The 13,108-nt window shown below is 49.5% G+C and carries 13 protein-coding genes; 4 read left to right on the forward strand and 9 right to left on the reverse strand.

Annotated elements, in window-relative coordinates; genetic code table 11:
- Positions 1 to 49: 49 nt before the first annotated feature.
- The 5 genes from merB to merT are packed head-to-tail and all read right to left on the reverse strand — an operon-like array spanning position 50 to position 3,502.
- A complete protein-coding gene (gene merB, locus INP79_RS08525) occupies positions 50 to 688 on the reverse strand; it encodes an organomercurial lyase MerB (RefSeq protein WP_194753573.1) in 639 nt (212 codons plus the stop codon).
- A gap of 12 nt (positions 689 to 700) precedes the next feature.
- A complete protein-coding gene (gene merA, locus INP79_RS08530) occupies positions 701 to 2,386 on the reverse strand; it encodes a mercury(II) reductase (RefSeq protein ID WP_194753574.1) in 1,686 nt (561 codons plus the stop codon).
- Positions 2,387 to 2,425: 39 nt separating this feature from the next.
- Entirely contained in the window at positions 2,426 to 2,833 is a 408-nt protein-coding gene (gene merC / locus INP79_RS08535; protein WP_194753575.1) for an organomercurial transporter MerC, read from the reverse strand.
- A 29-nt stretch (positions 2,834 to 2,862) separates the two neighbouring features.
- Entirely contained in the window at positions 2,863 to 3,138 is a 276-nt protein-coding gene (merP, locus tag INP79_RS08540) for a mercury resistance system periplasmic binding protein MerP (protein ID WP_194753576.1), read from the reverse strand.
- Positions 3,139 to 3,151: 13 nt separating this feature from the next.
- A complete protein-coding gene (gene merT / locus INP79_RS08545; RefSeq protein ID WP_194753750.1) occupies positions 3,152 to 3,502 on the reverse strand; it encodes a mercuric ion transporter MerT in 351 nt (116 codons plus the stop codon).
- A 71-nt stretch (positions 3,503 to 3,573) separates the two neighbouring features.
- Between merT and merR the strand changes: the two genes are divergently transcribed.
- Together merR and INP79_RS08555 are read left to right on the forward strand one after the other, a co-directional pair.
- Positions 3,574 to 3,999, forward strand: coding sequence for an Hg(II)-responsive transcriptional regulator (gene merR, locus INP79_RS08550; RefSeq protein WP_194753578.1), 426 nt, complete (start codon positions 3,574 to 3,576; stop codon positions 3,997 to 3,999).
- A gap of 700 nt (positions 4,000 to 4,699) precedes the next feature.
- Positions 4,700 to 5,302, forward strand: coding sequence for a recombinase family protein (locus tag INP79_RS08555; RefSeq protein ID WP_194753751.1), 603 nt, complete (start codon positions 4,700 to 4,702; stop codon positions 5,300 to 5,302).
- Positions 5,303 to 5,471: 169 nt separating this feature from the next.
- Here INP79_RS08555 and INP79_RS08560 read toward each other — a convergent pair whose 3' ends face one another.
- From INP79_RS08560 to INP79_RS08570, 3 genes are read right to left on the reverse strand one after another with little or no spacing between them, the layout of a single operon-like run.
- The gene (locus INP79_RS08560; RefSeq protein ID WP_194753752.1) at positions 5,472 to 6,584 is read right to left on the reverse strand and encodes a beta family protein; all 1,113 of its coding nucleotides are present in this window, start codon (positions 6,582 to 6,584) and stop codon (positions 5,472 to 5,474) included.
- A 10-nt stretch (positions 6,585 to 6,594) separates the two neighbouring features.
- Complete coding sequence (locus tag INP79_RS08565; RefSeq protein WP_194753753.1) at positions 6,595 to 7,812, reverse strand: ImmA/IrrE family metallo-endopeptidase; 1,218 nt, start codon at positions 7,810 to 7,812, stop codon at positions 6,595 to 6,597.
- A 14-nt stretch (positions 7,813 to 7,826) separates the two neighbouring features.
- Positions 7,827 to 8,072, reverse strand: a complete 246-nt coding sequence (locus INP79_RS08570) for a type II toxin-antitoxin system HigB family toxin (protein ID WP_194753754.1) — start codon at positions 8,070 to 8,072, stop codon at positions 7,827 to 7,829.
- 642 nt (positions 8,073 to 8,714) lie between these two features.
- Here INP79_RS08570 and INP79_RS08575 point away from each other — a divergent pair.
- Positions 8,715 to 8,867: a PEP-CTERM sorting domain-containing protein gene (locus INP79_RS08575; RefSeq protein WP_194753755.1), complete on the forward strand. Its 153-nt coding sequence runs from the start codon at positions 8,715 to 8,717 to the stop codon at positions 8,865 to 8,867.
- A 168-nt stretch (positions 8,868 to 9,035) separates the two neighbouring features.
- Here INP79_RS08575 and queF read toward each other — a convergent pair whose 3' ends face one another.
- On the reverse strand, positions 9,036 to 9,482 hold the full coding sequence (gene queF / locus INP79_RS08580; RefSeq protein ID WP_019882272.1) for a preQ(1) synthase: 447 nt from the start codon (positions 9,480 to 9,482) through the stop codon (positions 9,036 to 9,038).
- Positions 9,483 to 9,572: 90 nt separating this feature from the next.
- On the opposite strand from queF, the gene smc reads away from it, so the two are divergent.
- A complete protein-coding gene (smc, locus tag INP79_RS08585; protein ID WP_194753756.1) occupies positions 9,573 to 13,082 on the forward strand; it encodes a chromosome segregation protein SMC in 3,510 nt (1,169 codons plus the stop codon).
- Positions 13,083 to 13,108: the final 26 nt, after the last annotated feature.

Genomic DNA, 13,108 nt, shown 5'->3' on the forward strand with positions numbered 1-13,108 from the left:
GCGCCGCGAGTCCGATGCCGGCGCCGTGGGACATTGGGTCGATATCCGATCACGGTGTTCTCGATGGAATGGTTTGCAACAGATGTCGATTAAGCTTCCGGCCCAAGCCGAAAGCCTCTTGGACGCTTACGATCTCTACTCCTTGATGCTCGGAGGCCCAATCTTCCGCCGTGAGGGCAGATGCAAAGAAATGCACATGACAACAAAAGGACTGACGGATGTCGGCCGCTGCCTGCGGAAGTACCAGTGACACTGCGGCGTGGGCCGGTTCGACATCCCGTATCTCGTCGGGCGTGACCGTGAGCGCAACGGGTGCTCCGGTTGCAGCGCAATGCGACGAGACGCGGGCCGTACGGCCGATTAGCGCCGGAAACATCAAGGTGTCCAACGCGCACCAGGCATACAGACGGCGGCTGTCAATTTCGACGACATGCGAAGTCTCGCGCAAGGTGAGGCCATACCCGATGATGTTCCCATCGTTGTCGTATTCAGTACTGGTGGCCTGTTCGAGCACGGCGGCCACTCGCTCAGCGGGCCAGTCGAGACTCACGGCAAGCGTCGTTCGCGAAACCGGACGCCCCTTGACCAGTTCACGCAGCAGCGCGACAAACAGATCCCCAAAACCTTCGGGCCGATTGGCCGGCGCGAGACTTTCGACAATCTCGGTGATGTAGCGGGTGGGTTTCATAGCCTTCTCCTTTCATCCTGCACAGCACGAAAGCTGCGTCACATCTTTTGAGAAGGTCTGCGCTGCAAGCTTCAGCCCCTCGACCATCGTCAGGTAGGGGAACAACTGGTCAGCCAGTTCATGCACGGTCATGCGGTTGCGGATGGCGAGAACGGCTGTCTGGATCAGTTCGCCCGCTTCCGGGGCGACTGCCTGCACGCCGATGAGCCGTCCGCTACCTTCCTCGATGACCAGCTTGATGAAGCCGCGCGTGTCGAAGTTAGCGAGCGCGCGTGGCACGTTGTCGAGCGTGAGCAGGCGGCTATCAGTCTCGATGCCATCGTGGTGCGCTTCCGCCTCGCTGTAGCCTACGGTGGCGATCTGCGGATCGGTGAACACGACCGCTGGCATGGTGGTCAGATCAAGGGCTGCATCACCACCCGTCATGTTGATGGCCGCACGGGTACCAGCCGCCGCCGCCACGTAGACGAATTGCGGCTGGTCGGTACAGTCGCCGGCGGCGTAGATGTTCGGGTTACTGGTGTGCATGCCTTTATCGATGACGATGGCCCCCTGCGCGTTGGCAGCGACCCCCGCCGCTTCCAGCGTTAGACTGGCCGTGTTCGGTGCGCGGCCGGTAGCGACCAGCAGCTTGTCGGCGCGTATTTCGCCGTGCGCCGTGGTCAGCACGAATTCGCCATCCGTGTGCGTAATCTGGCTGGCTTGTGTGTGTTCCAGTACCTTGATCCCTTCGGCGCGGAAGGCGGTCGTAATGGCCTCGCCGATGGCAGGGTCTTCGCGGAAGAACAACGTGCTGCGCGCCAGGATCGTGACCTGGCTGCCCAGCCGGGCGAAGGCTTGCGCCAGTTCCAGCGCCACTACAGAAGATCCGATCACGGCTAGGCGTTCGGGAATGGTGTCGCTGACCAGAGCCTCGGTCGAAGTCCAGTAGGGCGACTCTTTCAAGCCCGGAATCGGCGGCACGGCCGGGCTGGCACCCGTGGCGACCAGGCAGCGGTCGAACGCCACCACGCTCTCGCCGCCATCGTTCAAACGGACGGCAAGGCTCTGTGCGTCCCTGAAACGGGCTTCACCGTGCAGCACGGTGATGGCCTGGTTGCCGTCCAAGATGCCTTCGTATTTGGCATGGCGCAGCTCATCGACGCGCGCCTGCTGCTGGCCCAGCAGTTTGCTGCGGTCAATCGCCGGTTCAGTCGCCGCGATGCCGCCGTCGAATGGGCTTTCTCGGCGCAGATGGGCAATATGGGCAGCGCGGATCATGATCTTGGACGGTACGCAGCCGACATTGACGCAGGTGCCGCCGATGGTGCCGCGCTCGATCAACGTGACCTTTGCGCCTTGCTCGACGGCCTTCAGCGCCGCCGCCATCGCCGCGCCGCCGCTGCCGATCACGGCGATCTGCAACGGGTGCTCGCCGTCGCTGCCCTTGTTGGCGGCTCCCATCCAGCCGCGCACCTTGTCGAGCAGCCCGGTGCGGTTGTCCGTCGGCGGGGTATCAGCGAGCGTTGCCTTGTAACCGAGTCCGGCCACGGCGGTAGTCAGCGCCTCTGGCGAGGTGCCGGGGTCAAGGGCAAGCTGCGCTGCACCCTTGGCGTAGGACACAATGGCAGACTGCACGCCAGGCACTTTCTCCAGGGCTTCCTTGACGTGTGTAGCACACGAGTCACAGGTCATGCCGGTGATCTTTAGGGTGGTCATTCGATTTTCCTTTTCTGTTGTTGGCGACGGTCGTTGCCGTCAGCCGCGTTTAGGTGGCAGTTCGCAGCCGTCTGGCCCGCAACGGCGATGTGCCGGCGAAACGAAATCCAAAATCGACACGGCTAACATGGCGGCCAGACCGACATAGAGCAGTTTCTCCGCCATGGTGAACGTAGCGACGAGCACGATGACCGGCCCGACCATGCCAAGCAGACTGCGGTGCCACTGGCGATGGCTCAGCCAGCCAAGCGCGTTCGCGATGAAAGCGAGCACGGCAAACAGCGGCAGCAGTCGGCTGATGAACAGGCCCTCGTATTGGCTTAGAAAGCCCAGCCCGATGGCCGCACCGAAACTGGCGATGGCCGGAAAGCAGGCCGCGCAGCCCATCGCGGAAACAATACTGCCGAGTGCTCCGGTTTTATCTGCGATGCGTGTAATCAAACCCATGATGTCGCTCCCGGTTCTGGTTCAATGGCTCACTGCTTGACGCTGGACGGATAGCCCGCATCTTCGGTCGCCTTGGTCAGTTTCTGGACGCTGGTCTTGGCATCGTCGAAGGTGACGACGGCCTCACGCTTGTCGAAGTTCACGTCGGTCTTGCTCACGCCCTCGACTTTGGAGAGCGCTTTCTTGACAGTGATTGGGCATGAGGCGCAAGTCATGCCCGGCACCGCCAACTTGACGGTTTGGGTGGCAGCCCACACAGGGGCAATGACGGCGGCAAGGGCGAGGAAGACAAATAATTTTTTCATGGTGAACTCCTGATTAATAGAAAAATGGCATGACATAGGGAAAGCCGAGCGCGACCAATACCAGCGCAGCCACGATCCAGAAAATTAGCTTGTAGGTGGTGCGCACCTGTGGAATCGCGCAGACCTCGCCCGGCTTGCAGGCTTGCGCCGGGCGATAGATACGCCGCCAAGCGAAGAACAGCGCCGCCAGTGCTGCGCCGATGAAGAGCGGGCGGTACGGTTCCAGCACCGTCAGATTGCCGATCCAGGCACCGCTGAATCCCAAAGCGACCAGGACTAGCGGCCCAAGGCAACAGGTAGAGGCGAGGATGGCGGCAAGTCCGCCAGCGAAGAGCGCGCCGCGCCCGTTTTGTGGTTCCGACATGCGTTTATCCTTTTGAATTCGTAATAGATAGCGTAACATTACTACCGTAGTCATGTACGGAGTCAAGCGATATGCAAACTATTTTGGAGAATCTAACCATTGGCGCTTTTGCCAAGGCCGCAGGGGTCAATGTAGAGACCATCCGGTTCTATCAACGTAAGGGATTGCTGCCCGAGCCGGACAAGCCCTATGGCAGCATTCGCCGCTATGGCGAGGCGGATGTAACGCGGGTTCGGTTCGTGAAATCGGCCCAGCGGCTGGGCTTCAGCCTGGACGAGATCGCAGAGCTGCTGCGGCTAGACGACGGCACCCACTGTGAGGAAGCCAGCAGCCTGGCGGAACACAAGCTCAAGGACGTGCGCGAGAAGATTGCCGACTTGGCACGTATGGAGTCGGTGCTGTCCGAACTTGTTTGCGCTTGCCACCTGCGGCAGGGAAATGTTTCTTGCCCGTTGATTGCGTCGCTACAAGGTGGCGCAAGCCCGGCTATGCCTTAGCGTGCTTTATTTTCCGTTTTCTGAGATGACCCCACATTGAATATACTTATTGGAGGCTTCGTTCACTCTTAATCACACTCAATGTAGATTGAGTTGGGCAATCTATTACAATCGACTGATTAAGAAATATAAAAATTACTGATTAAATTCATGAGATTTAGCGACTTCTTTAGTGCTTAATACCTCACCTGGCAATTGAGATAAATTTGTAATCTCTAAGTTGTTCATAAAATCCCTTTCACTGGGTAACTTCACCCTCAATTCACGCTAAAAACTAACACGTGCAGATAAAAATGATATTCACAATTATCCATGCTAACTGATAGTTTAATGATTATTTTCATTTAATTAAATAATATTAAAAATAACTTTCATTAAATACAACAAAGCATAAGTTGATCTGCTACTAGATAGCAGTCTAGCTTATAAAGGAGAGAGATTTGAGGTAGTCTTTTTTCTTTAACGAGCTCAGGAATTATTGTAGCTTTTAGGTATTGCCATTCCTTCGCACCAGATAAGAAACAAACTGATGAAACTTTGTGCTTAATATACATCTACTGTCAATTTAAGGTATATCCTAAACTGACGATTTGTGTTGCTGAATAATGTGTCAGCTTGGAGTGGTTTTGACTATTATTTGACACTTTGAAAATGATGCCTTAGAATCTATCCTGACACTTTTTGTTTAAGGAGAGTCGCAATGACAACAAACTACAAAGGCCAAGTGGTTGGCTATATTCGCGTTTCCACACTTGATCAAAACACAAGTCGACAAGAAGAACAGCTTAAAGGCTTCCATTTGGATGAAACATTTATAGACAAAGCAAGCGGCAAAGATACTTTTAGGCCGCAGCTACAGGCAGCATTAAAGCACATCCGTAAGGGTGATACTTTTATTGTTCATTCAATGGATCGGCTTGCACGTAACTTAGACGACCTTAGAGGGATTGTTAAAGGACTCACTGATAAAGGGGTGACTGTCCAGTTTGTAAAGGAGAGCATGATATTCACTGGTGAAGACTCACCTATGTCAAAACTTATGTTGTCTGTTATGGGGGCTTTCGCTGAGTTTGAACGGTCTCTGATTAAAGAGAGGCAGCGCGAAGGAATAGCCATAGCGAAGGCAAATGGTGTTTACGTAGGACGAAAAAAGTCTCTAAGCTCTGCCCAAGCTTTGCAGATGGTAGAGAAGGATAAAGCAAACCAAGGAAAGAATAGAGCCGCTCTAGCCAGGGAATATGGCTTGTCTAGGGAGACCCTTTATCAATATCTAAGGTTGGCTCAAACACCAATCACGATATGATCAAAAAACAAAAAAGCTTTAGAGGAAATTAAACAATTTCTGTTCAAGAAATAATTTATATCCTCATACAAAGATTAAATTTGAATACTTAGCAGTTATATAAGAAATGTGAAATAAAAAGCCCCTTTCGGGGCTCAATGCTAATTGCTAAGCAACATGTTTAAATCGCCTATGCTGCAACTGGTAAAGTCTTCGCTAACTCTTCTGTAATTTCAGAAACTACAAACGCCATGTGATGGTTAGTATCAACGGCAATCCATAAACCTGCCCCACCTGGGTGAGCTTCGCCTATGCTGCAGTCATATAAATATTTATCTCCCCAACTAAAGCTTGGGCCAATAAAATATCCTGACTTAACAACTCTATCGCATACCTGAACCATTTGCCTCCATTTGTCCGGTGCCGTTTGTGGGTGACCACGGGATACAAAAAGCTCATTCTGGATTGTATAACGTAATTTTCCATTCATATCCTTAGCTTTCGTACCTGGAGGTGCAGAGTTTGGCCCCCTTACACCGTAGTCGCCAAATATGACATTCAATTTAGGGAAGTTTCCCCTCATTGCCTTCCAGGCAATTGCTTCTTTTCTGAGAAGTGTTGATGCCGAATCAGGATTTTTTACTGCTCCATTAATGTAAGAGGGCATCGAGCAACCTGCAATTATATAAAACTTGAACTCATAGTGGCTTGTTAACTCAAGAATGTTTGAAGCAATCTCTGTAATATCTAAAATACTGGAATTACTTAAATCCCCGAAATCCAAATACAAAGCGCAGTTATTAGCAGACACTTTGAGCTCGAATAAAATATCATTTATGTGGGTTAGAAAATAGTCGGGATCAGAAGCATCTTCAAATGCATAACTATCAAGCCGGATTAAACATGCGCCCCTGTTATTAACGCTTTTGACAGCCTGTTTATAGTCGGGCAGCTCCCACCGATCATACCCCACTACTGGGATTGGTCTTGATCCAGCTTCAGCAAGTTTTCTATACATGTAAGTATAAACATGCTCATTTGTTTCCGTGTATGTATTATCAAACCAGCCATGACCATCAAATAAAACGGGAAGATTCTGTCTATATTTAGCAATTTTTTTGACTATTTTATTGATGTAATCACATTTAGGTGTCTCTGATTTTATATAACCTTTTAGGTTTGTATTAGGGTCAGAAATATCAAACAAAGGGACAATTCTATTACTAACATTTTCCCTAGTGAACTCCAAAGCTTTAAACTCGCTGTCTTTTGCCTTCAGAATTGGCATGTAAATTTTGTCCATCTTTGCACCTCTAATTGCTAATCAGATTGTTAAAAAAGATTGGACGCAATACGCCGTGTCCAAGAAGATCATTAAATATTTGGTAGTTGCCGATTTCCTTACGAAGCCTCCCAGCCACTATTGCTGGATGTATTTTTAATTCTTTTGATAACCTTAAAACTGATTCTCTTGATGATGTTGCTACGACATCACTTCTTTTCCATATTAGTCTAGGAATAAATGCTTCTTTAGCTAATCTGTTTGCCTCAATTTCACGCCTATCTTCTGACGAACTTTCATTGTCATCTAAAAACGCGGTATCAACATCCAGATGCTTCCATACATGTGCCAATTCGTGCAGTAAAGTGAACCAGAAGTTGTCTAGTCGATCATATCTAAGCGTAATTCCTATAATGGGGGTGCCATCCAAATCTTTCAAGGCAGCACCGTCCAATAACGTGCCCTTTAAATGAGGTTCAAATATCACCGCAATTCCATGTTTTTCAAGAAACTCCACGGCCATCATCGGCCCATTATCAGACCAGCTAAATTGAGCAACATCTCTCAAAAACGAACTAGATAAATTTTCAGGATCAAATTTACCTAGAGATTCTTTTTTACTCCGCGCTTTTAAAATTACTCTAGCCAACCAAGCGTATAATGCATAAGTTGTCGTTGGAGATTTTGCCTCACCTGCGAGTGTTCTTCTGAATGAAGCAGAACCAAACTGTAATCCAGCATCTGATATGAAGTTTTTGACTAAATCTTCAACTGAATTTTTCGTTCCAGTTTTGATCTTTTCAATCCAACCACGCTTTGCCATTTCTGTAATAGGAAATTTATCCCAATTTATTGATTCGTTTCTTGCCTCTAAATTGTCATTAAAATTTAGCCCAAGTAGGGTATCTGATGAAATTCCTAACCCAACTGATAGAGCCTTGATCATAGGCACAGTGAGTTCTCTTTTTTTATTCAAAACTTCGGAAACTCTGCCGCTTGTACCAAAGTATGGAATTAAATCTGCTTGCTTTAATCCTTTTTCAGCCATGCGAAATTGAATAGCCTCAATAGGGTCTTGCACCTCAATTGGATATTTATTATTTTCGTAAACCTCTAGCAGTACAGTTAATATTTCTAATCTGTCCGATTCTTCGGAGGTAAGGCTTTGGCCTTTGGACATTAACTCCTGAATGTCATCTAGATAGCAGTGATACTGCTCTTCTGTTTTGATTACCTTAGCTTCTTGCATTTTTCCCCCGAACCTTAATTTATTATTATGTTTGTTATTAATACGATCCCATGTGGGAAATGTATTAGAAATTCAACTGCCATTTTTTTATCTGCCACTGGGTAAATAAATTTGTTTGGATCAATATGTGTAACAGAAGGAAAATGATTTTTCACCTCTGAGGGGATTTTCCAATGTGCATGACTAATCTCTGCAAGCCAATTATTTAAGCGTGCACTCAATCCTTCCTGATGAACCTTACAACGACCGATTATTTTCATTCATAAACTCCCGTTTTGGGAGCATTATATGCGCACCACAAAAAAAGTAAATACTCCCAATATGGGAATTTTTATTTTTTTGGGAATTTATTTTTGCTTTAACTCGCGGTCAATTAACTGACTCACACTTAGTGACTGGTAACAATCGAGATGAATATCAATTTGAGAAGAAACAACGAGGTGGTATTATGTCGCTTTAACTATTAAAGGGTGTGCCTTCTGGTGTACCTTAATATTTAGAAATTGGCGTATTTTTCCATTTTACTTTTTCTTTTAAAAACAGTGAGATGGAGGCGACCTGGGGTTCGAATCCCCGTGGGGACGCCAAAAATCACTCAGTGATTTCTAGCAGTAAATTCAATAATGTAGAAAACCCATATGTGCTTATGTATCGCACATATGCGAAAAATCTATTTTATTTCTTAATACCATCTCACTAGCAAGGTCATACGAAAAGTCCTCGTGATTTCTACGTGCGGGATAAATTATTCGTATTGCTGCTCTGTCAGAGGGGATATCTCAAGCTGACATCCAGCAAATCGTTGAAATCGGCGCTAAAGATTTAAGGCTCATCGAACGTTAATGCAATTAACGTGTACCCATGATGGGATTCGGCATTCATAAAAATAGAAGGAAATAAATATGCTATCGAAAATAACCTTACTTGCAGGTCTGCTGACTTCAATGGCGGCTTATGCAGCCTCTGAGCCACTCTCTGTACCAGAACCCGAAAGCATGAGCTTAATTGCCATGGGTTTAGGGCTGATTGGCATCATTGTCGCTAGAAAAAAGTAGTCCTGAATTGTCAGTTGAAATAAAAAGCCTCACTTAATGTGAGGCTTTTTATGCGTATTCATATTGCGAGATGCCCCTGAGCGCATCAAAGACATGTGAGATTCTTGCGTGATATCACATGGCAATAAAAACCCCGGCAGGGCCGGGCTGGTGACTCTTAAGTCTTTTTTATCCGCGGATATTACTTTGTGCGGAAAATTGCGATAACTCTACATAGGGCTGTGGCTGCCAACCAGCGGCGCGATGTTCTGCTACGACATTGGTAAAGATGCCGCCCCGCACATAAAACTTGGCAGTGACACGCATGAATTTCGGATCAATGGCGCTGACCAGGTCATCCAGGATCTGGTTGGTCACGGCTTCATGGAAACAGCCCTCGTCACGGAATGACCACATATACAGTTTCAGGCTTTTTAATTCCACGCACAATTTGTTAGGAATGTAGTCCAGGTAAATCACCGCGAAGTCAGGTTGGCCAGTTTTCGGGCACAGGCAGGTGAATTCCGGTACTTCCATGTGAATATGAAAATCGCGGTTGGGATTTGGGTTGTCAAAAGTCTCCAGCGTCTTTGCTGCTTGGGCCGTTGGCTTGCCACCGAGTAAATGTTCGTTCATTGCACTCATGTTTGTTGGTTGTTTCTTGATAAAAATGGGTATTATACCGCTTAAGCAACCATTCAAATTCTTATAAGCGGTTTTCTTACTTTGCGTCTGACTCATTTAAAACTGGCGGGGTTCAAGTCTTTTGTCGATCCGACCACCATACATTTGCATGGGCAACGTGTGGGCGTGGTGGGGCCGAACGGCTGTGGCAAATCAAATGTCATGGAGTCTGTACGCTGGGTGTTGGGGGAGTCTTCGGCCAAAGAAATGCGTGCCGACGCCATGGATGCCGTTATTTTTAACGGATCCGCTAACCGTAAACCGATCTCCCGCGCCAGTGTCGAGCTGATTTTTGATAACAGCCTGGGCGGTGCCAATGGTGAGTGGAGTCAATACGCCGAAATCTCCGTCAAGCGGGTGATTGAGCGCGACAAGGGCTCTACCTATTACATCAATAATATCGCCGTGCGGCGACGCGATGTTGCCGATTTATTTTTGGGCACCGGCCTCGGTGGCCGTGCCTATGCCATCATCGGCCAAAACACCATTTCACGGATCGTTGAAGCCAGGCCAGAAGAGTTGCGCGTGTTTCTGGAAGAGGCCGCCGGCATCAGCAAATATAAAGAGCGTCGGCGTGAGACCGAGCTGCGTTTGCGGGATACGCGTGAAAATCTTGAACGCGTAGAAGATATTTCGCGTGAAATGAACAAGCAAATTATCAAGCTGGAAGCACAGGCGCTGGTGACGCAAAAATTTCAGGCTTTGCAGCAGGCACACCAATTGGCCGAAGCGCAATGGTGGTGGTTACGCAAACGCGATGCCGTGCTGGCACATGAAACCGCTTCACAGGCGGTTGAGCAGGCCGTGAATGCGCTGGAGGGGCAAATGGCCAGCTTGCGCAACCACGAACTGCAACTTGAGCAGTTGCGCCAGCAGCATCAGGAAACGGCTAACCAGTTACACGCGGCGCAGGCAGCCTTCTACGAGGCGAATTCGCAGGTGTCCAATCTTGGGCTGCAGGTGAAGCAATCTGAAGAGGCACGGGATCGCTTGTTGCAAGAGCAGCAGCAATTATTGCGGCAGATGGAGCATAGGGCGCAGCAACAGAAGCAGCTTCAATTGCAGTTGGCAGAAAAAAATACGGCATTGATCACGACGCAAGGTGCTGTAGAGCAGCATGCGCTGGATTTGCAGGCCATGCAGCAAGGCTTGCCTGAGCAGGCTAGTCAATTGCAGGTGGTGCAGCAGGCGGCGAACCAGGCACAGCAAGCGGTACAGCAAAGCCGCCAGCATATGCAACTGGAACAGAATAATGTGAATTTTATCCAGCGTAACCTGGCTGAAGTCGCACAACGTTTGCAGCAATTGCAGAATGAGCTGGGGCAGTGGGCCTTGCCGGATATGCAGGCGTTGGGCGCGCATCAGCAACAGCTGGCGGAACAGCAAGCTGCCTTGCAACACGAAGAGCAGCAATTGACCCAATGGCGCACAGAAGAAAATACACAGCAACAAGCATTGCAGCAGGCGCGCAGCCACTGGCAACAGGCACAACGCGCGCTGCATCAGTTGGATGCTGAGATACAGTCGCTGCAAAAATTACAGCAAAGTATCAAGCAGGATCAGCAATTGGGCCCGTGGCTGCAGAAAACAGGCATGCAATCAGCGCCACGCCTGTGGCAGGCGATACAGCTTGATAGCCAGTGGCAGCCCGCCCTGGAAGTGTTTCTTGGCCACAAATTAAATGCGCTATTGCCAGAAACCCACGCAGATTGGTCGCAATTGCCGCATCCACAAGCGGCGTTGGCGGTTGCACAGGCAGCGGTAGCGACTGAGGCCTTGCCAGCGCAATGGCAGGGCTTGCCCAGTTTGTATAGCTTGTTGACGATTAAGCAGGCTGAAGTCTCTGCAGCCTTGCAGCACTGGCTGGCAGGGGTTTATATACTGGATAACGTGCAACAGCTGGCGGAATATCAACCAAAACTGCCAGCAGGCATCAGCTTGTTGACCAAAAATGGCGATGTTTACCAGCGATATAGTGCCGTTTTTCATGGACGCCAAAATCAAATGCAAGGCGTGCTAGAGCGTCAGCAGCAGCTGGATACGCTGCAAGCAGGTTTGAGCCAGTCGCAAGGGGATGTCACAGCTGCGCAGCAGCAAGTGCAATCGCTGGAGGCCAGCTTGCAGGGCACTCGCCAGCAACAGCAACAAAGCCACCAGCGTATTAAACAACTCACGGCCAGCATGCACGAAGCGCAACTGCAAGTCTCTCGCCTGCAACAGGCGCATGATAATGCCTTGCGTCGGCAGACTGCCTTGCAGCAAGACATGACGCAGGCCGAGGGGCGCCAGCTTGATCTCAGTCAAGAGGTCGCGCAGGCGCAAGCCAATATTACCCAGCATCAATTGCAAATCGCTGACCTGGAACAAAGTGCGCGTGAAACTCAGGCACAAAAACAGCAAGCCGAACAAAGCTATTTTAATTTGCGCGACACGGTGCAACAGGCCGAAAAAGCGCATCAATCACAAGTGTTTGAGCAAACCTTACTGAAAAATGCAGTGGCTGATTTACAGCAGCGATTGACGCAAAATGAACAGGAAAGCCACAACTTGCAGCATCGCCTGGTTGAAACTGAGCAGGCCCTGGCAATTAGCAATATGGAGGCGCTCAAGGCCAATCTCGCACACGCCTTGACGCAGCAGCACACGTGTGAACAGGCACTTGCGCAAGCGCGAAACCAGTCTGCCGAGCAAGAAACAGCATTACAGGTACAAGAGCGGCATCGCTTGCAAATCGAGCAGCAATTGCATCCACTGCGGGATGCCGTAGAGCAACGCCGCCTTAAACAGCAGGAGTGTCGCCTGCAAGTGGAGCAATGTCAGTCCGCTTTGGCTGAAACTGGTCTGGACGAAACGCTGATTCAGCAAGGCCTGGACTTGGATAGCCAGGCACAGGCACTGGCGCAAAATACCCAAAAGCTACAGCAGCAGATACAGCAATTGGGGGCGGTTAATATGGCCGCCATTGAGGAGTTGGCGGTTGAAAAAGAGCGCAAGGGTTATCTGGATAGCCAGTTAAAAGATTTGCTGACCGCCAGTGAAACGCTGGAAGAGGCGATCCAGAAAATCGACAGGGAAACGCGCGGCAAGTTGCGTGCGACCTATGATGAGGCCAACCGCAATTTTGGTGAATTGTTCCAGACTTTGTTCAATGGCGGCAATGCCAAACTGGAGCTGCTTGGTGACGAGATCCTCGATACCGGCGTACAGGTGTTTGCGCAGCCGCCAGGTAAAAAGAACACCACGATACAATTGTTATCTGGCGGTGAAAAAGCACTGACAGCTATGGCGCTGGTGTTTGCCTTGTTTAGATTAAATCCTGCACCATTCTGCCTCATGGATGAAGTGGATGCGCCTTTGGATGACAGTAACACTGAGCGTTTCTGCCAGTTGGTACGCGTGATGTCGGAAAAAACCCAATTCCTGTTTGTGTCGCACAACAAAATCACGATGGAGATGTCACAACAGTTAATAGGGGTCACCATGCAGGAGTCTGGCGTATCGCGGATTGTCGATGTGGATATCGACGAGGCGATACGCATGCATGCGGCTTAATGCCAGTTTTGTTGTATTATTATGCA

This window comes from Methylophilus sp. QUAN (assembly GCF_015354445.1).
Lineage (GTDB): Bacteria > Pseudomonadota > Gammaproteobacteria > Burkholderiales > Methylophilaceae > Methylophilus.